Raw genomic sequence first — 19,034 nt, forward strand, 5'->3', positions numbered from 1 at the left:
TTCGAATTCGAGCAGAGCCAGTTCGCGCGGCTGCTGGGGAGCATCGTGGTGCGGTACCGGCAGACGGATTGCTGCGTGATCCGGCTGGGTTCAAGCGAGCTGATGATCCGCACGGCGCAGGCGGTGGTGCCGGAGCCGGCGACCTGGGCGATGATGATCGCGGGGTTCGGGCTGGTGGGCATGGTGGTGCGGCGGAGGCGGGACGGTATGGCACGGCTTGTCTGACGCGAGCGGCGCATGAGATAAGCGGCCCCAGCGGGGGGCCGGGTGATGGTGGTGACCGATTTCGTGGCGCTGGCTCGGCGGATCGGGGATGATCCGCGGTTTCCGCGCGCGGCGGCGCGGCTGTGCGGTGACCTGGTGGATTTCTATGCGGGCGAGCCGCTGGCGATGCGGCTGCTGGGGGACCAGGGGCAGATGCGGGTGGCCGCCATCTGTGTGTATCTGAATCCCCGGATCACGGTGACGGCGGTGCAGCGGCTGGTGCCGGCGGGGATTGCGTCCGCCAACCGGGTGGCGGCGGCGGTGGCGTTGCTGCGCGGGCAGCAGGTGCTGCTGCCGGTGGCGGGCGGTGACCGGCGCACGCAGGTGCTGCGGCTGTCGGCGGAGGGCGAAGCGATGCTGGGGCGCTGGCTGGGGGCGTTTCTGGCCGGCGGGCTGTGCCTGGTGGAGGGGCCGGTGCCGGATCCGGCGGACCGTGCCTTGCATGCCGGCTGGTGCGGGGCCTTTGTGCGGGCGACGCAGGTGCCGGGCGCGTCGTTGAAATCGGGGCCGGAGATGGAGCGCAGCCAATCCCGCCGGGGCGGCGGGTTGCTGCTGGTGGAGCTGCTGCGGCGGGTGATGGCGGGGGAGGAAGCGGGGTTTTCGCGCAAGGGGTTCGCGGAGCGGTTCGGGCTGTCGCGCAGCCAGGTGATCGCGCTGGTGGAGGAGGCGGAGGCGCAGGGGTGGGTGGAGGGGCGTGACGGCGTTCGGCTGACCGATGTGGCGCGGGCGAAGGGGCAGGAGTGGCTGATGCGGTTTCTGGCGATCAGCGTGGCGACGCTGGAGGGGCGGTTCGAGGCGCTGGTGGCGCGGAGCCGGGCGCAGCGGGTGGGGTGACGGGCTGGTGGGCCTGTCTGTCGCCTTGGGCTTGCAGCGCGGAGGGGTGTGCACCCACCCCCGCTCGCTAACGCGAGTCGCCCCTCCCGCTCTCCGCTTCGCGGGGCGGGAGGGGTGTGGGGGTGGTTACAGGCGGCGGATAAGCGTCTTTGTGGTGGCGAGCCAGGGGGCGTCGGCGACGATGATCTGGCGGGCGCCGGGGCGGTGGGGTTGGACCTGGAGCTTGTTGCCCTCGAGCGCGATGAGGCGGCCGAAGACGAAGCGGCCGACGGGGCGGGGCACCAGGACATCGGTGTTGACGGCACGGGCGAAATGCTCGGGTTGCAGTGTTTCGAGCCAGAGCTGGTCGCCGGCGCGATAGTCGCCGACCGAGGATTCCACTGTCAATCCAACGGGTTTGGCGGGGGCCGCGGGCTTGGCGAGCATCAGCGGAGAGGTGAGGGCTTCGGCGCCGTCCGCCGTCAGCGTGGCGGCGACGGGGATTTCGGGATCGTCCTCGTTATGGAGCAGCTCGGCCGGGTTGACCTGAAGCGCGGCGGCGATGCGGTTGACCCAGGGGAGCGTGAGGATGCGGGCGCCGGTTTCCAGGCGGCCGATGGTGACGGCGGTGGTGGGGGGCGTGCAGCGGGCGGCGACGTCGGCCAGCGTGAGGCCCTTGGAGCGGCGGAGGTCGCGGACGCGGGACTGCATGGGGGTTCCTTTGGCTGTTTGGCCTGTGGTTGCAGGGCTTTGCCGCGAAAGCAAGGAAAATGTGCCGGAATGGCATTTTTTTGCTTGACTTTTATCGCCAGTATGGTTATATCGGTGTCATGAGGAGAGCGGATATGGTATCTGCCCGGCGGACAGGGAGGCGGCGATGGAACGGAAGGCCGCTTCGGGCGCGCCGGCGGGCGCCCTGATCGCGCCGCACGACGGGCCATTGGCGTGGTTCGGGGTGGGGGTGGTGATCGAGGGCTGGACGCGGGACGGGTTCCGCTGGCCGGCGCATCCGCGGGTATCGGACTGGCGCTATGTCGCGCGGGCCGGGCAACTGCCGCCGGAAGGCGACTGGTCGACCTGGCTGGTGATGGCGGGGCGCGGGTTCGGCAAGACGCGGACCGGTGCCGAATGGGTGCAGAGCGTGGCGATCGCGCATCCGGGGAGCCGGATCGCGATGATCGGGGCGACGGCGGCGGATGTGAAGGCGGTGATGGTGTTCGGCGAGGCCGGGCTGATGGCGGTGGCGCCGCCGGCGGGACGGCCGAAGTGGAAGAGCGACGATGCGCGGCTGGAATGGCCGGGCGGGTCGGTGGCGGAGACGTTCGGGGCGGTCAATCCCGAGATGGTGCGGGGCCATGCGTTCGATTTCGCCTGGTGCGACGAGCTGGCGCATTGGCGCCACCCGGAGGCGGTGTGGGCGAATTTGAAGCTGGCGCTGCGGCGGGGGAACCGGCCGCGGGTGCTGGTCTCGACGACGCCGAAGCCGATGGGGTTGTTGCGGGCGCTGCTGAAGGATGACCGGATAGCGGTGTCGCGTGGGGGTACGCGGGAGAATGTGGCGAACCTGCCGGCGGCCTATCTGGAGGAGGTTTATGCGGCCTTCGATGGCCGGGAGATCGGGCGGCAGGAGCTGGATGGCGAGCTGCTGAGCCAGGTGCCGGGGGCGCTGTGGTCCCTGGACATGATCGCCGCGGGGCGGAAGCCGATGGACGTGGCGGCGAAGCGGGTGCTGGTGGGGGTGGACCCGCCGGCGACCGACGGCACCTGCGGCATCGTGGTGGTGGCGCTGGGCGCGGACGACGAGGCCTATGTGCTGGCGGATTGCAGCATTGCGGACGTGATGCCCACGGGCTGGGGCCGGGCGGTGCTGGCGGCGGTGGCGGACTATCGCGCCGACGCGGTGGTGATCGAGACCAACATGGGGGGGCGGATGGTGGCGGATGTGCTGCGGCAGATGGATGCGGGCGTGAAGGTGATCGAGGTGCGGGCGGCGGCGGGCAAGGTGGCGCGGGCGGAACCGCTGGAGGTGCCATACCGCGCGGGCCGGGTGCATCACACGCGGATTTTCGAGGCGCTGGAGGCCGAGATGTGCGGGATGGTGGTGGGCGGCGGCTATGCCGGGCCTGGCCGCTCGCCGGACCGGGCGGATGCGCTGGTGTGGGGGCTGACGGAATTGTTGCGGCTGGAGGTGAAGGGGCCGCGGGTGGTGGGTCTGTGAGGCGGGCTGGCCCCCTCCGCTCGCTGGCGCGAGTCGCACCGCCCTTGCCGGGGGAGAGGTTGAGGCGGCCGCGGACGGGATGGACGGGCTGGCCCCCTCCGTCATCGGCCTTTGGCCGCTGACACCTCCCCCGCAATCCACCCCACGAACAAGTTCGCGGGGGCCCCAGGGGCGGGGGAGGGGCTTGAGGGCTTTTGGCGGGTGATGGGGCACGGTGCGGCACCGCCCCCACCCTGACCCTCCCCACTCTACGCTTCGCGTGGGGGGAGGGGAGGCACCCACCCCCGCTCGCTTCGCGAGTCGCCGCTGACGCTTTGCGTCGTCTGCGACTCCCCGCTGTCTGCTTCGCAGCGCGGGAGGGGTGTGGCGGACGGTATCTGATGAGGGAGAATGGCGATGAAGAAGATTTGGGCGTGGTTGCGGGCGCGGGCGGTGGAGCCGAGCACGTGGACGGGGGTGGCGGTGATTGCCGGCAGCCTGGGAGCACATCCGGAACAGGCGCTGACCATTGCGCAGGGCATTGGCCTGGTGGTCGGCGGGACGCTGATTGGGACGCCGCGCGGGGTGTCGCGCGAGATCATGGGGGGTGACGCCTGATGCGCTGGCCGTTTTTCCGGAAGGCGGCGGCGCCGGCGGCTCCGCTGCGGCGCTGGGCGCTGCCGGGGGGCGGCGGGGAAGTGCCGCAGGGCTATGAGGCGCAGCTGCGCGCCGGCTATGGGCGCAATGCCATCGCCCAGCGGGCGGTGCGGATGGTGGCGGAGGCGGCGGCGAGCGCGCCGCTGATGGTGGACGGGGTCGACCATCCATGCATCGCGCTGGTGGCGGGGGAGCTGGTGGAGACGCTGGCGACGCAGCTGCTGCTGCACGGCAATGCGTTCGTGGAAACGGGGCTGAATCATGCCGGCATGCCGGCGGCGCTGTGGGCGCTGCGGCCGGAGCGGATGACGCTGGAGACGGATGTTGCGGGCTGGCCGAAGACCTGGCTGTATCGGGCGGGGGGCAGCATCGCGCGCTATGCCGCGGAGGGCGACGCCGCGGCGCCGGGGTTGCTGCACCTGAAGATGGTGAATCCGCTGGATGACCATTTCGGCATGGGCTGCCTGGGGGCGGCGAGCGATGCGGTGGCGCTGCTCAATCGCGCGGCGGCGTGGAATGCGGCGCTGCTGGACAACGCGGCGCGGCCGAGCGGCGCGCTGCTGCTGGACGGCAAGGACGGCTGGCTGTCGCCGGAGCAGGTGGACCGGCTGCGCGACGAGCTGGAGCGGGCGTTCCAGGGGGCGGCCAATGCCGGGCGGCCGATGCTGCTGGAGGGCGGCCTGCGCTGGCAGGCGATGGCGATGACGCCGGCGGAGATGGATTTTGCTCGGGCGCGCGAGGCGGCGGCGCGGGAGGTGGCGCTGGCGTTCGGCGTGCCGCCGATGCTGCTGGGGCTGCCCGGTGATGCCACCTATGCCAATTATGCCCAGGCCAATGTGGCGCTGTGGCGGCTGACGGTGCTGCCGCTGCTGGGGAAGATCTTGCGGCGGCTGTCGGGGCATCTGGGGCTGTGGTGGCCGGGGGTGCAGTTGTCGGTGGACCTGGATGCGGTGCCGGCGCTGTGGAGCGACCGGGAGAGCCTGTGGCGGCATGTCGGGGCGGCGGACTTTTTGAGCCGGGACGAGAAGCGCGCCTTGCTGGGCTGGGGGGCGGAGGCATGAGCGCGGTGGTGCGGATCGCGGGCTATGTCAGCCGGTTCGACAGCGTGGATCGGGGCGGCGATGTGGTGCGGCGCGGGGCGTTCGCCGAGGTGAAGGCCGGCGTGCCCCTGCTGTGGCAGCATGATGTGACGCGGCCGGTGGGGCGGGTGGAGAGCCTTTCCGAGGATGCGCGGGGGTTGCGGATGGTGGCGGCGGTGGCGGCGGACAGTGCGGGGGGCGCGGAGGCGCTGGCGCTGGTGCGCGGCGGCGCGGTGACGGGCCTGAGTTTCGGTTATCGCGTGAAGCGGGCGCGCGGGCTGCCGGGTGGCGGGCGCGAGCTGCTGAAGCTGGAGCTGATCGAATGTTCGATCGTGACGCTGCCCATGCAGGACGCGGCGCGGATCGGCGCGGTCGAGGGTGTTGACGGGGCAGAGGTGGAGAGACTGGCATGAGCGACTATGAGGTGAAGGCGGATGCGATTGCGGATGTGGCGTTCGGCGGCGATGGGCCCGACCATGGCGCGGAGATCGCGACGCTGCGCGGCGAGGTGGCGGCGCTGTCCAAGCGGCTGGTGGAGCGGGGGCGGCCGCTGCTGAGCGAGGTGAAGGCGGCGAAGGCGGAAGGCGGTTTTGCCGAGCGCTATCTGCGCAAGGGTCTGGAGCCGCTGGTCGAAGTGAAGCGGCTGAGCGGCTCGGCGGGGTCCGAGGGCGGCGTGGCGGTGCCGGTGGAGATCGACAGCGCGATCGAGGTGGCGCTGCGCGCGGCCTCCCCCCTTCGCCAGATCGCCACGGTGGTGCGGGTGGGCAGTGCCAATTACCGCAAGCTGGTGGCGAAGGGCGGCTTCGCCAGCGGCTGGGTGAGCCAGACGGGCGCCCGGCCGGAGACGGCGACGCCGGATTTCGTGGAGGTGACGCCGCCGGTGGGCGAGCTGTACGCCAATCCGGCGGCGAGCCAGGCGATGCTGGATGACGCGATGTTCGACGTCGAGGGCTGGCTGGCGAGCGAAGTGGCGGCGGAGTTCGCGCGGGCGGAGGGCATCGCCTTTGTGAATGGCACGGGCATCAACCAGCCGAAGGGGTTTCTGACGGGGCAGACGAGCGCGGACGGGGATGCCGCGCGGCCCTGGGGCACGGTGCAGCATGTGGCGAGCGGGCTGGCGGGCAATTTCGCGCCCGGCACCGGACCCGACAAGCTGATCGATGCGGTGCATGCGCTGAAGCCCGGCTACCGGCAGGGGGCGTGCTGGGTGATGAACAGCAACACGCTGGCGCGGTTGCGGAAATTCAAGGACGGCGACGGCGTGTTCGTGTGGCGGCCGGGGATCGGCGAGGGGGTGCCGGCGACGCTGCTGGGCTATCCGGTGGTGGAGGCCGATGCCATGCCGGACGTGGGGCCGGACAGCCTGAGCATCGCGTTCGGCAATTTCGCCGCCGCCTATGTGATCGCCGACCGGGCGGAGACGGCGGTGCTGCGCGATCCCTATTCCAACAAGCCGTTCGTGCATTTCTATGCGACGCGGCGGGTGGGCGGCGCGCTGGTGAACAGCGAGGCGGTGAAGCTGATAAAATTTAGCGTCGTTTAAGCCGGCTGCGCCGGAGAAGGCGGCGCATTGGCGCCGGCGCCCTTTGGGCTTGCGGCCTTCGGCCGGAGGTTTGAGCGGCAAAGCCGGGTTTTGGGATGAGTTCCGGCGGGCGCTGAAGGGCGCTCGCTGAGCCGGCGCCCGCGGGGTTGGCCCGTGGCGGGTGAGAGCGGGCCGACCCCATGGCGGGGGCGGGCGCCGGCAGTCTTTTGGCTTTTTCGGGAGAATGAGCGGCCATGGCGATCGTGTCGGCGACAGTCGAGGGCAATGGCTGGGTGCTGGCCGTGCGCGGGGTGTGGGGAGCCTCTGCCTTCGCGGATTTCGTGCTGGAGCCGGATGCGGCGGCGCGGGTGGCGGTGAGCGTGACGCAAGCGGCGGGGTTCGACCGGGTGGCCGGCCAGGCGGTGGCGAACAATGCCCGCGCTCGGGTGGCGATGGTGGCGGTGAAGCCGCTGCGGCGGGCGTTTCCCAACGCGGGGCAACTGGACGAGGTGAACCATGGCGGCGGCGAGCGCACCGTGCGGTTGGCGCTGAGCAACCGGGTGCATGGCGGCGAGAGCGTGAGCGTGGCGTTTGCGGCGGGGTGGCGGACGGGCGAGGGCGCGGCGGTGGTGGCCGCGGTCAATGGCAGCACGCGGACGGCGGCGCTGCCGGTGATGCGCTGGGCGACGCCGGCCTATCAGCGGCAGACGGGGCCGTTCCGTGTCGACCTGCTGGTGGCGAGCCATTATCCGATAGCGGCCGACGCGGTGGCGGCGGTGCGCTTCCAGGTGACGGACGGCACGACGGTGCTGACGCAATGGGTGACGGCGACGAGCGTCAGCGGCGATGTTGGCGATGGCCTGCGCTGCTGGGGGGCGGTGATCAACCCCGCGGGGCTGAATGCCGGGGTGGTGACGGTGCACGCGACGGTGTTTCCGTGGATCGGGGCGAGCCGCTCCACGGGTGCCGCGCAGGGGACGGCGACGAGCGGGTTCGGCACGGCGGCGGTGGTGGGGCTGGGCGTGGCCTGGGACCCGGCGGGGACGCGGTATCCGGAGGCGCATGTGTTCGTCGATCCGGCGGGCGGCAGCGCGACGGCGAGCGCGGGCATGGTTTATGCGAGCGCGGCGGCGGCGAAGGCGGGCAGCAAGGCGGCGAGCATCAGCGTGGCGGTGCAGGCGCTGTATCTGGCGAACCGGAGCGCGGCGGCGGCGAACGGGCTCTCTGCCATCACGCGGATGGCGGACAATGGGGTGATCAGTCTGGCGGCGGGGAACCATGCCGGGCTGGGGAGCCAGAGCGTGACCAGCGGGCTGATGACGGCGGAGTGTGCGCTGGTGATCCAGGGCGATCCCTCGCTTGCCGATGCGCGGGCGCAGGTGGTGCTGGCGACGGCGGCGGGGGCGCCGGCGATCCGCAGCACGCGGCACCTGCTGCGCAACCTGACGCTGGAGGTGGGAACCAACACGCTGGCGGCGGCGGCGCAGCGATACTGGCATCTGGACAATGTGACGGTGCGGGGCAAGGCGGGGCAGGCGACGAACGGGGTCGCGCCGTTCCTGGCGCCCAATGCCGGGGAATGGAACCTGTCCGCGACGCGGACGCGCTGGTGGCAGACGGGCAGCAGCTTTCTGGGCAGCAACGGGCGCTTCGGCCTGGTGCGCAACTGCGAACATGCGCGGATGGCGGAGGCGCTGTGCCTGGTGGGGAACAGCCAGATCGCCGATGCGAGCGTGACGGTGGTGGTGAATGCCTGGGGCGGCTGGGGCAACCAGAGCGTGGGCAATGGCGATGCGGCGTCTCAGGCCGATGTGGTGATCTGGGGCAACCGGGCGATGGCGCTGACCGGGCGGGCGATCCTGTGGCCGATGTGGGGGGGTGGCAATGCCGCCGATCCGGGGCGCTGCGTGCGCGGGGTGGCGGTGAACAATGTCGCCGAGCGGGTGAGCACGCTGGGGAGCGGGGAGCCGCTGTGGAGCCTGGGGGAGGATGCCTATGAGATCGGGGTTGACCTGATCGTGGAGGGCAACAGCTTTGCCGGCGAGCGGTGCAATTTCCACAATGATCCCAACGACACGGTGACCAACCTGGCGCATCTTGGCTGGCGGGTGGCGAACAATGTGTTCGACTGGGCGGCGACCAAGCATGACGACTTCGTCGACGGCACCCATGGCGCGCGGCCGGCGCTGACGGGGGCGTGGGAGCTGCTCTATGGCGTGGGGTTCGAGGGCAATGTGCACCTGCTGCGCCATGGCAGCGCGGCGAATTTCGGGTTCGAGAGCGATGGCTTGCGCAGCGCGCGCAACCCGGTGGTGGGGCAGCCGGGCAATGGTTGGGCGCGGTTCGCCAACGACCGCTGCAAGCTGAGCGGCGGGGCGACGACGGGGGGCGGGGATTACCGGCCGACGGCGGGCGCGCCGATGCTGGCGCGGGCGACGCGGGGCCAGCTGGCGGTGGATGCCAGCGGGCGCGAGCGGGCGGCGAGCTGGGCCGCCGGGGCGCTGGAGGCGGATGTGGCGGTGGTGCTGGCGCCGGCGGGGGCGGTGAGCGCGACGCGGGCCGGCGGCCCGGCGCTGGGCTGGCGCGGGGTGCTGGCGGCAGGCTCGGCGAGGAGCGGCGGACGGGCCGGGGCGGCGCTGCTGGGCTGGTCGGGCGGGGTGTCGCCGCTGCCGGGGTGGCAGGCGGTGCGCGGGGACGGTGCGGGCCTGGTCTGGGCCGGGGCGCTGCTGGCGCGGGCTGGCGGGCTGGCGACGGTGTCGGGCGAAGCGGGATTGGCGTGGGCGGGCGTGCTGGCCGGGGAGGCCGCAGCGCAGGCGGGGCGCGGGGATGCGGGCGCGCTGGCATGGCGGGGGGTGCTGGTGGCGCTGCCGGGGATGATGCGGCTGGTGTCGGCGGAGGCGGGCGTGGCGGCGGTGGCGGGCGGGCCGCTGCGGGCGGCGGCGCGGCGGCAGCGGCGGGTGACGGGTGACGTGCGCGGGCGGCGCGCGGAGGCGATCGAAATCTGAAGGAGAGTGACGATGGGCAAATGGGTGGCGGATGTGGTGCTGGACGGCGCGTTGAACATCGTGGCGGGGGCGACGCGGATGGTGGCGGTGAATGGCCAGCCGGCGAGCTTTGCCGCGGCCAATGCGGGCAAGCTGGCGGAGGCGGTGATGGCGCCGGCGGACTTCACGCTGGCGGCCGGCGACGTGTCGGGGCGGAAGGTGACGGTGGCGGCGAAGAACGGGCTGGCGGTACTGAGCAATGGCTCGGCGGACCATGTGGCGCTGCTGGATGCGACGCGGCTGCTTTATGTGACGACGTGCCCGGTTCAATCCTTGCCGACGGGGGGGACGGTGAACTTTGCGGCGTGGGCGGTGGAAATTGGCGCTCCTGTTTGAGGCTGCGCGATAAATCGTCCAGGCCGGGGCTGCAAATGGCGATTTGCTGCGCTCCGATGCTCACGACCATCAAGGTCGCTGCGCTTCGGTGCTCGCAAATCACCATTTTCGCCGACGGCCTGAACAATTTCTCGCACAGCCTCTCAGCGGAAGACTTCGCTGGTCTTGGTTCGGGTGTTGATGACGGAGATGGCCGATGGAGCTGTTCCTGAAGGATCCGGTGGGGAGCCTGGATTATTCGGTGGCCTGGGGTGGCGAGTGGCTGGCGGGGCGGTCGATTGTGTCGAGCGACTGGTCGGTGCTGCCGGTGGAGGCCGGGGGGATCGTGTGCGGCGCCGCGGCGGTGGCGGATGGCGTGGCGGCGGTGAGCCTGTCGGGCGGGATCGCGGGGCGGGTCTATCGGGTGAGCAACCAGGTGACGCTGAGCGATGGGGCGCGTGACGCGCGGCTGTTGCTGGTGCGGGTGGAGGCGCGGTGATGGAGACTGTGGGCGCGGTGCCGGCGGTGTCGCTGGCGGAGGTGAAGGCCTTCCTGCGGGTGACGCATGACGCCGAGGATGCGCTGATCGCGGCGCTGGCGCGGGCGGCGACGGAGGCGGTGGAGGCCTGGACGGGGCAATTGCTGATCGAGCGCAGTGTTTCGGTTGACGTGGCGGTGACCGGGCCCAGGTTGCGGTTTCCGCTGTGGCCGCTGGTGCGGGTGGAGGCGGTGAGCTGGCTGCCACGCACGGGGGCGGCGCCGGGCGCGGTGAATGGCTGGAGCGTGGCGGTGGATGCGGCGGGCGCGAGCTGGGTGACGCATGGGCTGGACGTGCGCGACGGGCTGTTGCGCGTGGGGGCGCGGGTGGGCCTGGCGAAGGACTGGAACGGGGTGCCGGAGACGGCGCGGCTGGCGGTGTGCCGGCTGGCGGCGGTGGGCTTTGCCCGGCGCGATGGCGGCGAGGGGTCGGCGATGCCGGCGGATGTGGCGGCGGCGCTGCTGCCGCTGCGGCGGGTGGCGCTGTGAGCGGCGAGCTGTCGGGTGCGCTGCGCGAGCGGGTGGTGATCGAGCAGCGGCTGGGCGCGGGCTGGGCGGCGGGGGAACCGCGCTGGGCCGAGGTGGTGCCGGAGACGGCGGGCGTGGTGCAGGCGGATGGCGAGACGCGGGTGCAGCGCCGGCGCTGGTGGGTGCGGTGCCGGGCGGAGTTCGTGCCGAACCTGTCGATGCGGGTGCGCTGGCGCGGGCGGGCGTTGCGCCTGCTGCGGCGCGAGGAGGATCCGCGCGCGCCGGGCGAGGTGCGGATGCTGGTGGAGGATATGGATGGTTGAACATATGGCGATGGCGGATGCGGCGCTGCGGCTGGTGACGGCGCGGGCGGTGGCCTCGGGCCTGGTGGTGCAGGGGGCGGACGGCGGGCTGCGGCTGTCGGGCGCGGGGCTGCGGGCACGGCTGTGGGGATCGCGGCAGGCGGATGCGGACGCGGCGCTGGGGTGGCTGCGCGGGGCATTGCGGTGAGCGCGATGGCCGCCAGCCTGGCGGTGCAGGCGATGCTGGTGGCGGCGCTGGAGGCCGATCCCGCGCTGGCGGGGGTGGGGGTGCATGACGCGCCGCCGCCCGATGCGGCGGTGCCCTATGTGACGGTGGGGCCGGATGTGGCGCGCGACTGGGGCTGGAAGGGTGGCGGCGGGGTGGAGCACCGGCTGACGCTGACGCTGTGGGAGCGCGGTGAGGGGGTGGCGGACGCGAAGCGGTTGTTGGCGGCGGTGGAGCGCGCGGTGGCGGCGCTAGAACCGGAGCAGGATGGCTTTCGGCTGCTGCTGAACCGGCTGGAGCGGGGATCGGTGCGGCGCACGGGCGGGCTGTGGACGCAGGGGCTGCTGGAATGGCGGATGGTGACGGTGTGGGAGAATGGCGATGGCGATTGAGCGGGGCGCGGCGTTTCTGCTGAAGCTGGGCGATGGCGCGGTGCCGCCGGGCTTTGTGACCGTGGCGGGGATGCGGACGACGCAGCTGAGCATGGCGGCGGAAACGGTGGTGGTGACCAACAAGGGCAGCGGCGGCTGGCGCGAATTGTTGAGCGGAGCCGGGGTGCGCTCGGTCTCGGTGAGCGGGGCGGGGGTGTTCACCGGGTCGGCGGCGGAGATGCAGCTGAAGGCGGCGGCGCTGAGCGGCGACATCCTGGCGTGCGAGCTGAGTTTCGAGGGGGGCGAGCGGCTGCGCGGCAGCTTCCAGGTGGCGCGGCTGGATTACAGCGGCGATTTCAACGGCGAGCGGACCTATGCGGTGATGCTGGAGAGCAGCGGCGCGGTGGTGGCGGCATGAGCGGCCAGGTCAATCCGTTGCGGGGTGAGGTGTCGCTGGCGCTGGAGGGCGGCGAAATGGCGTTCCGGCCAAGCTTTGCCGCGCTGGTGGCGGCGGAGGCGGAGGTGGGGTCCCTGTTCGCGCTCATTGAGCGGGCAGGGCTGGGGGATTTGCGCATCGGCGAGATGATCGCGCTGCTGTGGCATTGCCGGGCGCGGCGGGATGAGAGCGAGACGCGGGAGGCGTTTTCGGAGCGGGCGCTGGCGGCGGGCGTGGTGGCGCTGATGCCGGTGGTGAAGGTCTTGTTCATGCAGCTTTTGTCGGGGGCTTGATGGCCCCCTCCCGCTCGCTGGCGCGAGTCGCCTCCCCCGCAAGCGGGGGAGGGTTGCCGTTGCCTTGCCTTCGGGTGGGAGAGGCTTTGGGGTTGGGAGCGGGTGATGCTGGATTTCGCGGGGCGTGCGCTTTGGGCGGCGCGGGTGGCGACAGGGGTGCTGGGCTGGTCGCCGGCGGATTTCTGGGCGGCGACGCCGGCGGAATTGCGGCTGGCGGTGGAGGGCCGGGCCGGGCGGTTCGGGGATGAGGGAGCGCTGGACAGCGTGGCACTGGCGCGGTTGCAGGAGATGTTGCCCGATGGATGAGGAACTGGAGAGCCTGGTGGTGAAGGTGCGCGCCGATGGCGCGGGGTTCGCGCGCGAGGTGGCGGCGATGCGGCGCGAGCTGAGCGAGGGGATCGGCGAGGGCGCGGGCGCGGCGGCGCGCGGGCTGGAGAATGCCTTGTTGCGGGCAACGCGCAATGGCCGGGTGGGCTTTGACGATCTGGGGCGGGCGGCGCTGCGGACGCTGGGGCAGATCGCGGCCGAGGCGCTGAAGATCGAGGTGGGCGGTGGCGGGCAGGGTGCGTTGACGGCGGCGATTGCCGGCCTGCTGGGGGCGCCGGGGCGCGCTGTGGGCGGGCTGGTGTCGCCGGGGAAGGCCTATCGCGTGGGCGAGGCGGGGCCGGAAACCTTCGTGCCGGCATCCTCGGGCCGGATCGTGCCGCATGGCGGCGGCGGGCGCGGGCCGGTGAATGTGACGGTGAATGTGGCGGTGCCGCGCGACGCCGGGGCACCGTTCATGGCGCGGACCGGGGCGCAGATCGCGCGGCAGTTGCGCCAGGTGATGGGGAGCGTTTGAGATGCTGCGGCACTGGCTGGCGGAGGCGGGGGATCGGCAGCGGTGGGAGAGCGTGAAGCGCTTCACGCCGCGGCTGTGGACGGTGGCGTTCCCGCGACCGATGACGGCGACGCTGGCGGCGCCGGGCGCGGACGAACTGACGGTGACGCTGGCGTTCGTGCGGCGCAACGACCTGGCGGGGCTGGTGTGGGAGAGCGTGGACCGCTGGAGCCATCCGCTGCTCGGCTATGAAACGCGACGGGACTATCGGGGCTGCGTGTGGCGGTTCCGCTGGCAGGCGGGGGCGGGGGTGAAGCCGCTGGACGCGGTCAATGGCCCGACGCTGACGGTCGAGGGGCGGGACGCGGCGGGGGTGCCTCGCACCTGGTATGTGCGGTTGTGGAATTACGCCGTGGGGACGCCGTGGGACGCGGTGGTGACGCTGGATTTCGATGCGCTGGCCGGCGGGTTCCTGCATCCGGCGGAAGCGGACCCACTGTGGGCGGGGGATATCGACCGGCTGTCGATCTCGCTGGTGGCGGCGGATTATGACGGCGTGGAGGCACCGCTGGCGGCGGCGGTGGAGACGGCGGTGACGCTGTCAGGGATGCGGTGCGACGGCCCGGGATCGGTGTTGCGACTGGGGGATGCGTTCGTGCCGGCGCATGGCGTGGCGATGGCGAGCGGTTATGACGACAGCTGCCACCAGGCGCCGGAGCGGCTGGTCGAGCAGTGGATCGCGCTGGGGTATCGGGGGCTGGTCAACCACTATGTCGGCATGAGCCATTATTATGCCGTGGCGTGGGATGGTTCGGGCTATCGGGTGAACGCGGCGCGGACGCTGGGGGCGCCGGCGGCGGCCTGGCACGCGGCGCTGGCGCGGGCGTGCGCGGCGGCGGGGCTGGGGCTGATCTGGTCCTTGTCGTTCGAGATTTTCGCGGCGAATGCGCCGCTGGACTGGGTGCAGCGTAAGGCGGACGGGAGCATCGGGCTGACGGGGTGGCAGCCGCCTTCGGCGCTGGTGTCGCCGTGCCATGCGGCGGCGGTGGGCTGGCTGTGCGAGGTGGCGGCGGCGTTCGCGGACATGGCACTGGCGGCGGGGTTGCCGCTGCATGTGCAGGTGGGCGAACCCTGGTGGTGGGTGGGGGCGGATCATGCGCCCTGTTTCTACGACCCGGCGACGCGGGCCGCCTGGGCCGCGGAGCGGGCGGTGCCGATGCCGGTGGTGACGGACGTGCGGGTGGCGGTGGATGCCGGGACGGCGGCGATGCTCGACTGGCTGGGGGGGAAGCTGGCGGCGGCGACCTTCGCGGTTCGGGACCGGGTGCGGGCGCTGGGGGCGGTGAGCTATCTGTTGTTCTATGCGCCGCAGGTGCTGGGCGTGGCGGAGCTGCATCGGGCGAACATGCCGGCGGCCTGGGCGGCGCCGGCATGGGATGTGTTGCAGCTGGAGGATTATGATTTCGTGACCGGTGGTGACGCGCTGGGGATGGCGCGCGCGAGGGACGCGGTGACGGGGGCGCTGGGGTATCCGGCGGCGGGGCAGCATTACCTGTCGGGCTTCGTGCTGCGGGGCGAGGAGCGGTTCGTGCAGTGGCCGCGGATCGTGGCGGCGGCGGGGGAGGCGCGCGCGCGGGGGGTGGCGGCGGTGTTCCTGTGGGCCTGGCCGCAGGTGGCGCGCGACGGACTGACATTATGGGCGAGCGGGGAGGATGGCGTGGGGACAAGCGGGGCGGATGCGTTTCATGATGTGCGGTTTCCGCTGGAGCTGGGGTATAATGCGGCGGGCGGCCCGGAGTTTTCGACGCAGGTGGCGCTGATGGCCTCTGGCCATGAGCAGCGGAACAGCGCCTGGGCGAGCGCGCGGTTGCGCTTCGATGCCGGGCTGGGGGTCAGGTCCGAGGCGGACCTGGTGGCGCTGGTGGCCTTTTATCGGGCGCGGCGGGGCCCGGCGCACGGGTTCCGTTTTCGCGATCCGCTGGACAGCAGCTCGGCGGCGGACAATGGCGCGCCGGCGGCGGGGGATCAGTGGCTGGGCGTGGGGGACGGCGTGCGCTCGGCCTTCGCGCTGGTGAAACGCTATGGCGAGGGCGGGGACTGCGAGGTGCGGCGGGTGACGCGGGCGGTGCCGGGGACGGTGCGGGTGGCAGTGGACGGGGTGCCGGTGACGGACTGGCTGCTGGGCGATGGCGGCGTCGTGGAACTGGCGGCGGCGCCGGCGGCGGGGGCGGTGGTGAGCGCGGGGTTCCGCTTCGATGTGCCGGTGCGCTTTGCCGAGGACCGGCTGGATGTCTCGATCACCGGCTGGCGCGTGGGGGAATTGCCGAGCGTGCCGCTGGTCGAGTTGCGGGAGGCGCCCTGATGGAGGGGCTGGCGGGCGAGGTCACGCGGCTGGCGTTTTGCTGGCGGCTGCTGCGGCGCGACGGCGTAGCGCTGGGGCTGACCAGCCATGATGCCGCGCTGGTGATCGGCGGGCTGCGTTATGAGGCGGCGCCGGGGATGACCCCGAGCGCGGTGGTGGCGAGCGAGCGGTTCGAGGCGCAGGGGATGAGCGTGGAGGTGGCGCTGGGCGGGGTGTTTTCTGCCGCGGACCTGGATGCCGGGCGCTGGGCCGACGCGATGTTGCGGCTGTTCGTGGTCGATTGGGCGGCGCCGGAGGCGGGCTCGGTGGTGCTGGTCGAAGGGCGGCTGGGGGATCATGTGCGCGAGGGCGCGCTGGTGCGGATGGAGCTGCGCGATGGCTTCGCGGCGCTGGAGCGGCGGGAGCCGCCGCGATACTCGCCGACGTGCCGGGCCGAGCTGGGGGATGCGGCGTGCGGGGTGGACATGACCGGGCGCCGGGTGCGGGTGCTGGCGGACGTGGATGGCGATGGGCTGCGGTTGCGTGCGGTGCTGGCCACGGCGGACTTTGTCGAGGGGCGGGCGCGGGTGCTGTCGGGTGGGCTGTGCGGTTTGACGCGGCGGATCGTGGCGGCGGAGGCGGGGCGGCTGGTGCTGGAGGAGGCGCTGCCGGCGGCGGCGGGGCCGCTGGCGGTGATGCTGTGGCAGGGGTGCGACCGGCGGCTGGCGACCTGTGCGGGGCGTTTTGGCAATGCGGTGAACTTTCGCGGGGAACCGGATGTGCCGGGGAGTGATGCGCTGGTGCGCTATGGCGGATGATGGCAGACATGCCCGCTGGGCGGGAATCGTGGCGGGGGCGAGGGCTTGCGTGGGCGCGCGATTCCGGCCGCAGGGGCGGGGGCCGGGCGACTATGATTGTGTCGGTGTGGTGCTGGCGGCGGCGGAGGCGGCGGGAATCGGGCTGGGGGCGTGGGATGGTTATGACTGGCGGCATGCGTCGGCGGCGATGGTGCGGCGGGGCCTGCGGGCAGCGGGGCTGGTGATGCGTGACGGGGCAGGGGTGGCGGGCGATGTCGGCTGGGCGGCCCCTGGGGGGAGCCAGCATCTGGTGGTGCGGGGTGAAGCGACGGTGATCGAGGCGGATGCGACGCGGCGGCGGGTGGTGGAACGCGGGCTGCTGCCGGGGGATGGCGCATGCGGATGGTGGCGGCTGCCGGAGGGGGAGTGAGCGATGGCGACGCTGGTGTTGACGGCGGCGGGGCAGGCGGTGGCGGGGCCGCTGGGGGCGGTGCTGGGGCAGTCGCTGGGAAGCGGGCTGGATTCGGCGCTGTTCGGGGGTGGCCGCGGCGCGGCGGTGGCGCAGGTGCAGCAGTCGCTCTATGGCGCGCCGATTCCGCGCGTGTTCGGTCGGGCGCGGGTGGCCGGCAACCTGGTGTGGATGGCGGAGCGGCCGGCGGCGCCGGTGCGGGGCGGCAAGGGGGTGCCGACGCCGGGCGTGCGGCAGTCTTTCGCGGTGGTGATCGCGCGCGGCGAAATCCGGGACATCGGGCGGGTCTGGGCGGACGGGCAGTTGCTGCGGGATGCGGCCGGCGTGTGGGCGGTGCCGGTGCGCTGGCGGCTGTATCGGGGTGGCGAGACCCAGGACATCGATGCGCGCATCGCGGCGGAGCGCGAGGTAACGGGCGGCTATCGCGGGCTGGCCTATGCGCTGTTCGAGGAATTGGACCTGGGGCCGTGGGGCAACCGGATTCCCAACCTGTCCTTCGAGGTGATGGGTGCCGATGGCGCGCCGGGGGACTGGGCGGCAAGGCTGGGTGAGGAAGCGGGGGTGACGGTGACGGCGGACGCTGGCGCGGCGGCGACGGGGTTCGTGGCCGATGGTGCGCTGGCGGAGGCGGTGCCGACATTGGCGCTGCTGGGAGGGTTGCAGCCGCTTGCCGCGGTGGATGGCGCGCGGCTGTGCGATGGCGCCCGACTGTGGCGGGTGCCGGCGGGCGAGGTCGATGCGGTGGCGGGTGACGCCGGTTTGCCGATGCAGCGGCTGCGCGGCGGTGGCGCCGTGGGCGATGTGCTGGTGGTGCATGCCGATCCGACGCGCGACTATCAGGCGGGAAGCCAGCGGGTGGCGGGTGTCGGGCGCGGGCCGGCGCGCACGCTGGAGTCGGGGGCCTGTTTGAGTGGCGCCGAGGCGCGCGCGCTGGCCATGCGGGTGGCGCTGCGGGAGAGTGGTGCGCGCGAGCGGTTGCGATTGTCGCTGGGCTGGCGCTGGCTGGGGATCCGGCCGGGCGATCATCTGCGGGTGGGCGACCGGGAGACGCGCTGGCGGGTGGTGCAGGTGACGCTGGTGGGGATGATCCTGGAACTGGATTGCGTGCGCGACGACGCGCGCGCGCGGGTGCCGGAGGTGGTGCATGACAGCGGGGCGGTGGCGCCCCAGGTGGTGATGCCGCCGGTGGCAGGCTGGGCAAGGGGTGTGGAGCTGCCCTTCGTACCGGGGCGGGCGGCGGCGCTGTGGGTTTTGGATGGGCCGGCGCAAGGCTCGGCACGCTATGTGCGGGTGCGCAATGCGGCGAGCGACCGGGTGACGGGGCAGGGCTGGCGGCAGGGCGGCGCGGCGCGCGGCTCCTTGCTGGCGGCGTTGCCGCCGGGGCCGGAGACGATGTGGGACGAGGCAGCGCTACTGGATGTGCAACTGGCAGAGGGGGCGGTGCCGGAAGCGCGCGCGGCGCTGGCGGTGCTGGAGGGGGACAATCTGCTGTGGGTGGGTGGCGAAGTGCTGCAATACCGGCGGGTAACGGCGCTGGGCGGGGGCCGGTGGCGGTTGCAGGGGCTGTTGCGCGGGCGGATGCTGACGCCGGCGACGGCGCATGCCGCCGGGAGCGAGGTGCTGTTGTTCGCGCTGGACGATCTGGCGGACAGCGGGGTGGGTGGCGATGCGACGGGCGCCGCGATGACCGTGGAGGTTCTGGATTCCGTCGGCGCGGTGGTGAGCGGGCCGCCGTTGACGCTGCAGGGGCTGGCGCTGGCGCCGCTGGCACCGGCGCATCTGTCTGTGCAGCGAACGGCCGAGGGGGGGCTGTTGCTGCGCTGGGTGGCGCGCGATCGCAGCGCGACGGATTGGCAGGGCGTGGCTGCGACGTCGGGGCCGTGGCGCGTGATGCTGGCGGTGGATGGCGGTGTGGTGGTCGAGCGACGTTGCGACAGCTGTGCGCTGGGGATGTCGGCCGCGGAGCTTGGCGGGCCGTTGGCGGAAGCGGTGGGCGCCATGGTCATGGTGGAAGCGCTGGGCGTGGGGCCGGAGGCGTTCCGGACGGCGTGGCGGCGCGTGCGGTTATAAGGGAGAGGGCGCG

Annotated in this window: 22 protein-coding genes and 1 pseudogene; 22 read left to right on the top strand and 1 reads right to left on the bottom strand. The window is 72.6% G+C overall.

Annotated features, from left to right (window positions below; all coding sequences use genetic code 11):
• Positions 1–123 precede the first annotated feature (123 nt).
• A pseudogene (locus tag H3309_RS17750) lies at positions 124–225 on the top strand (PEPxxWA-CTERM sorting domain-containing protein); the annotation flags it as partial.
• Between the two features lie 45 nt (positions 226–270).
• Positions 271–1,098, top strand: a complete 828-nt coding sequence (locus H3309_RS02400) for a hypothetical protein (RefSeq protein WP_182297164.1) — start codon at positions 271–273, stop codon at positions 1,096–1,098.
• Positions 1,099–1,224: 126 nt separating this feature from the next.
• Here the strand turns inward: H3309_RS02400 and H3309_RS02405 are convergent, their stop codons facing one another.
• Positions 1,225–1,788, bottom strand: a complete 564-nt coding sequence (locus tag H3309_RS02405; protein ID WP_182297166.1) for a helix-turn-helix domain-containing protein — start codon at positions 1,786–1,788, stop codon at positions 1,225–1,227.
• 166 nt (positions 1,789–1,954) lie between these two features.
• Here H3309_RS02405 and H3309_RS02410 point away from each other — a divergent pair, with 166 nt between their 5' ends.
• The 20 genes from H3309_RS02410 to H3309_RS02505 all read left to right on the top strand — a co-directional run bounded on the left by H3309_RS02410 (position 1,955) and on the right by H3309_RS02505 (position 19,021).
• Positions 1,955–3,295, top strand: a complete 1,341-nt coding sequence (locus tag H3309_RS02410) for a terminase large subunit domain-containing protein (protein WP_182297168.1) — start codon at positions 1,955–1,957, stop codon at positions 3,293–3,295.
• 396 nt (positions 3,296–3,691) lie between these two features.
• On the top strand, positions 3,692–3,892 hold the full coding sequence (locus tag H3309_RS02415; RefSeq protein ID WP_182297170.1) for a hypothetical protein: 201 nt from the start codon (positions 3,692–3,694) through the stop codon (positions 3,890–3,892).
• Positions 3,892–4,992, top strand: coding sequence for a phage portal protein (locus H3309_RS02420; protein WP_182297172.1), 1,101 nt, complete (start codon positions 3,892–3,894; stop codon positions 4,990–4,992). The genes H3309_RS02415 and H3309_RS02420 overlap by 1 nt, the downstream gene beginning before the upstream one ends.
• Entirely contained in the window at positions 4,989–5,423 is a 435-nt protein-coding gene (locus tag H3309_RS02425) for an HK97 family phage prohead protease (RefSeq protein ID WP_182297174.1), read from the top strand. Before H3309_RS02420 ends, H3309_RS02425 begins: the two co-directional genes overlap by 4 nt.
• Positions 5,420–6,553, top strand: a complete 1,134-nt coding sequence (locus H3309_RS02430; protein WP_182297176.1) for a phage major capsid protein — start codon at positions 5,420–5,422, stop codon at positions 6,551–6,553. Before H3309_RS02425 ends, H3309_RS02430 begins: the two co-directional genes overlap by 4 nt.
• A 233-nt stretch (positions 6,554–6,786) precedes the next feature.
• A complete protein-coding gene (locus tag H3309_RS02435; RefSeq protein WP_182297178.1) occupies positions 6,787–9,537 on the top strand; it encodes a hypothetical protein in 2,751 nt (916 codons plus the stop codon).
• A 12-nt stretch (positions 9,538–9,549) separates the two neighbouring features.
• Positions 9,550–9,912: a hypothetical protein gene (locus tag H3309_RS02440; RefSeq protein WP_182297179.1), complete on the top strand. Its 363-nt coding sequence runs from the start codon at positions 9,550–9,552 to the stop codon at positions 9,910–9,912.
• A gap of 196 nt (positions 9,913–10,108) precedes the next feature.
• A complete protein-coding gene (locus H3309_RS02445; RefSeq protein ID WP_182297181.1) occupies positions 10,109–10,390 on the top strand; it encodes a phage fiber-tail adaptor protein in 282 nt (93 codons plus the stop codon).
• Positions 10,390–10,917, top strand: a complete 528-nt coding sequence (locus tag H3309_RS02450; protein WP_243453892.1) for a head-tail connector protein — start codon at positions 10,390–10,392, stop codon at positions 10,915–10,917. The genes H3309_RS02445 and H3309_RS02450 overlap by 1 nt, the downstream gene beginning before the upstream one ends.
• On the top strand, positions 10,914–11,219 hold the full coding sequence (locus tag H3309_RS02455) for a phage head completion protein (RefSeq protein WP_182297185.1): 306 nt from the start codon (positions 10,914–10,916) through the stop codon (positions 11,217–11,219). The genes H3309_RS02450 and H3309_RS02455 overlap by 4 nt, the downstream gene beginning before the upstream one ends.
• Positions 11,212–11,406 (top strand): hypothetical protein, encoded by a 195-nt coding sequence (locus H3309_RS02460; protein ID WP_182297187.1) that lies wholly within the window; start codon positions 11,212–11,214, stop codon positions 11,404–11,406. The genes H3309_RS02455 and H3309_RS02460 overlap by 8 nt, the downstream gene beginning before the upstream one ends.
• Positions 11,407–11,411: 5 nt before the next feature.
• The gene (locus H3309_RS02465) at positions 11,412–11,816 is read left to right on the top strand and encodes a DUF3168 domain-containing protein (protein ID WP_243453893.1); all 405 of its coding nucleotides are present in this window, start codon (positions 11,412–11,414) and stop codon (positions 11,814–11,816) included.
• Positions 11,806–12,213, top strand: a complete 408-nt coding sequence (locus H3309_RS02470) for a phage major tail protein, TP901-1 family (RefSeq protein WP_182297191.1) — start codon at positions 11,806–11,808, stop codon at positions 12,211–12,213. The genes H3309_RS02465 and H3309_RS02470 overlap by 11 nt, the downstream gene beginning before the upstream one ends.
• Positions 12,210–12,524 (top strand): GTA-gp10 family protein, encoded by a 315-nt coding sequence (locus H3309_RS02475; protein WP_182297193.1) that lies wholly within the window; start codon positions 12,210–12,212, stop codon positions 12,522–12,524. The genes H3309_RS02470 and H3309_RS02475 overlap by 4 nt, the downstream gene beginning before the upstream one ends.
• Before the next feature lie 105 nt (positions 12,525–12,629).
• Positions 12,630–12,830, top strand: a complete 201-nt coding sequence (locus tag H3309_RS02480) for a phage tail assembly chaperone (protein WP_182297195.1) — start codon at positions 12,630–12,632, stop codon at positions 12,828–12,830.
• The gene (locus H3309_RS02485; RefSeq protein WP_182297197.1) at positions 12,823–13,365 is read left to right on the top strand and encodes a tail tape measure protein; all 543 of its coding nucleotides are present in this window, start codon (positions 12,823–12,825) and stop codon (positions 13,363–13,365) included. The genes H3309_RS02480 and H3309_RS02485 overlap by 8 nt, the downstream gene beginning before the upstream one ends.
• 1 nt (position 13,366) lies before the next feature.
• Complete coding sequence (locus tag H3309_RS02490) at positions 13,367–15,706, top strand: DUF2460 domain-containing protein (RefSeq protein ID WP_182297198.1); 2,340 nt, start codon at positions 13,367–13,369, stop codon at positions 15,704–15,706.
• Positions 15,706–16,503, top strand: coding sequence for a DUF2163 domain-containing protein (locus H3309_RS02495; protein WP_182297200.1), 798 nt, complete (start codon positions 15,706–15,708; stop codon positions 16,501–16,503). Before H3309_RS02490 ends, H3309_RS02495 begins: the two co-directional genes overlap by 1 nt.
• A complete protein-coding gene (locus H3309_RS02500) occupies positions 16,478–16,912 on the top strand; it encodes a peptidoglycan endopeptidase (protein WP_182297201.1) in 435 nt (144 codons plus the stop codon). The genes H3309_RS02495 and H3309_RS02500 overlap by 26 nt, the downstream gene beginning before the upstream one ends.
• 3 nt (positions 16,913–16,915) lie before the next feature.
• Entirely contained in the window at positions 16,916–19,021 is a 2,106-nt protein-coding gene (locus H3309_RS02505) for a phage tail protein (protein ID WP_182297202.1), read from the top strand.
• Positions 19,022–19,034 lie beyond the last annotated feature (13 nt).

The sequence above is a fragment of the Sandaracinobacteroides saxicola genome, assembly GCF_014117445.1.
GTDB classification, from domain to species: domain Bacteria; phylum Pseudomonadota; class Alphaproteobacteria; order Sphingomonadales; family Sphingomonadaceae; genus Sandaracinobacteroides_A; species Sandaracinobacteroides_A saxicola.

What these genes read in the sequence shown, in the direction of transcription:
- H3309_RS02420 (WP_182297172.1), top strand. Translation starts at nt 3,892, where the DNA reads ATGCGCTGGCCGTTTTTCCGGAAGGCGGCGGCGCCGGCGGCTCCGCTG.
- H3309_RS02415 (WP_182297170.1), top strand. Translation starts at nt 3,692, where the DNA reads ATGAAGAAGATTTGGGCGTGGTTGCGGGCGCGGGCGGTGGAGCCGAGC.
- H3309_RS02435 (WP_182297178.1), top strand. Translation starts at nt 6,787, where the DNA reads ATGGCGATCGTGTCGGCGACAGTCGAGGGCAATGGCTGGGTGCTGGCC.
- H3309_RS02425 (WP_182297174.1), top strand. Translation starts at nt 4,989, where the DNA reads ATGAGCGCGGTGGTGCGGATCGCGGGCTATGTCAGCCGGTTCGACAGC.
- H3309_RS02430 (WP_182297176.1), top strand. Translation starts at nt 5,420, where the DNA reads ATGAGCGACTATGAGGTGAAGGCGGATGCGATTGCGGATGTGGCGTTC.
- H3309_RS02465 (WP_243453893.1), top strand. Translation starts at nt 11,412, where the DNA reads ATGGCCGCCAGCCTGGCGGTGCAGGCGATGCTGGTGGCGGCGCTGGAG.
- H3309_RS02475 (WP_182297193.1), top strand. Translation starts at nt 12,210, where the DNA reads ATGAGCGGCCAGGTCAATCCGTTGCGGGGTGAGGTGTCGCTGGCGCTG.
- H3309_RS02485 (WP_182297197.1), top strand. Translation starts at nt 12,823, where the DNA reads ATGGATGAGGAACTGGAGAGCCTGGTGGTGAAGGTGCGCGCCGATGGC.
- H3309_RS02480 (WP_182297195.1), top strand. Translation starts at nt 12,630, where the DNA reads ATGCTGGATTTCGCGGGGCGTGCGCTTTGGGCGGCGCGGGTGGCGACA.
- H3309_RS02410 (WP_182297168.1), top strand. Translation starts at nt 1,955, where the DNA reads ATGGAACGGAAGGCCGCTTCGGGCGCGCCGGCGGGCGCCCTGATCGCG.
- H3309_RS02440 (WP_182297179.1), top strand. Translation starts at nt 9,550, where the DNA reads ATGGGCAAATGGGTGGCGGATGTGGTGCTGGACGGCGCGTTGAACATC.
- H3309_RS02445 (WP_182297181.1), top strand. Translation starts at nt 10,109, where the DNA reads ATGGAGCTGTTCCTGAAGGATCCGGTGGGGAGCCTGGATTATTCGGTG.
- H3309_RS02505 (WP_182297202.1), top strand. Translation starts at nt 16,916, where the DNA reads ATGGCGACGCTGGTGTTGACGGCGGCGGGGCAGGCGGTGGCGGGGCCG.
- H3309_RS02405 (WP_182297166.1), bottom strand. Translation starts at nt 1,788, where the DNA reads ATGCAGTCCCGCGTCCGCGACCTCCGCCGCTCCAAGGGCCTCACGCTG.
- H3309_RS02500 (WP_182297201.1), top strand. Translation starts at nt 16,478, where the DNA reads ATGCGCTGGTGCGCTATGGCGGATGATGGCAGACATGCCCGCTGGGCG.
- H3309_RS02450 (WP_243453892.1), top strand. Translation starts at nt 10,390, where the DNA reads ATGGAGACTGTGGGCGCGGTGCCGGCGGTGTCGCTGGCGGAGGTGAAG.
- H3309_RS02400 (WP_182297164.1), top strand. Translation starts at nt 271, where the DNA reads ATGGTGGTGACCGATTTCGTGGCGCTGGCTCGGCGGATCGGGGATGAT.
- H3309_RS02490 (WP_182297198.1), top strand. Translation starts at nt 13,367, where the DNA reads ATGCTGCGGCACTGGCTGGCGGAGGCGGGGGATCGGCAGCGGTGGGAG.
- H3309_RS02470 (WP_182297191.1), top strand. Translation starts at nt 11,806, where the DNA reads ATGGCGATTGAGCGGGGCGCGGCGTTTCTGCTGAAGCTGGGCGATGGC.
- H3309_RS02495 (WP_182297200.1), top strand. Translation starts at nt 15,706, where the DNA reads ATGGAGGGGCTGGCGGGCGAGGTCACGCGGCTGGCGTTTTGCTGGCGG.
- H3309_RS02460 (WP_182297187.1), top strand. Translation starts at nt 11,212, where the DNA reads ATGGTTGAACATATGGCGATGGCGGATGCGGCGCTGCGGCTGGTGACG.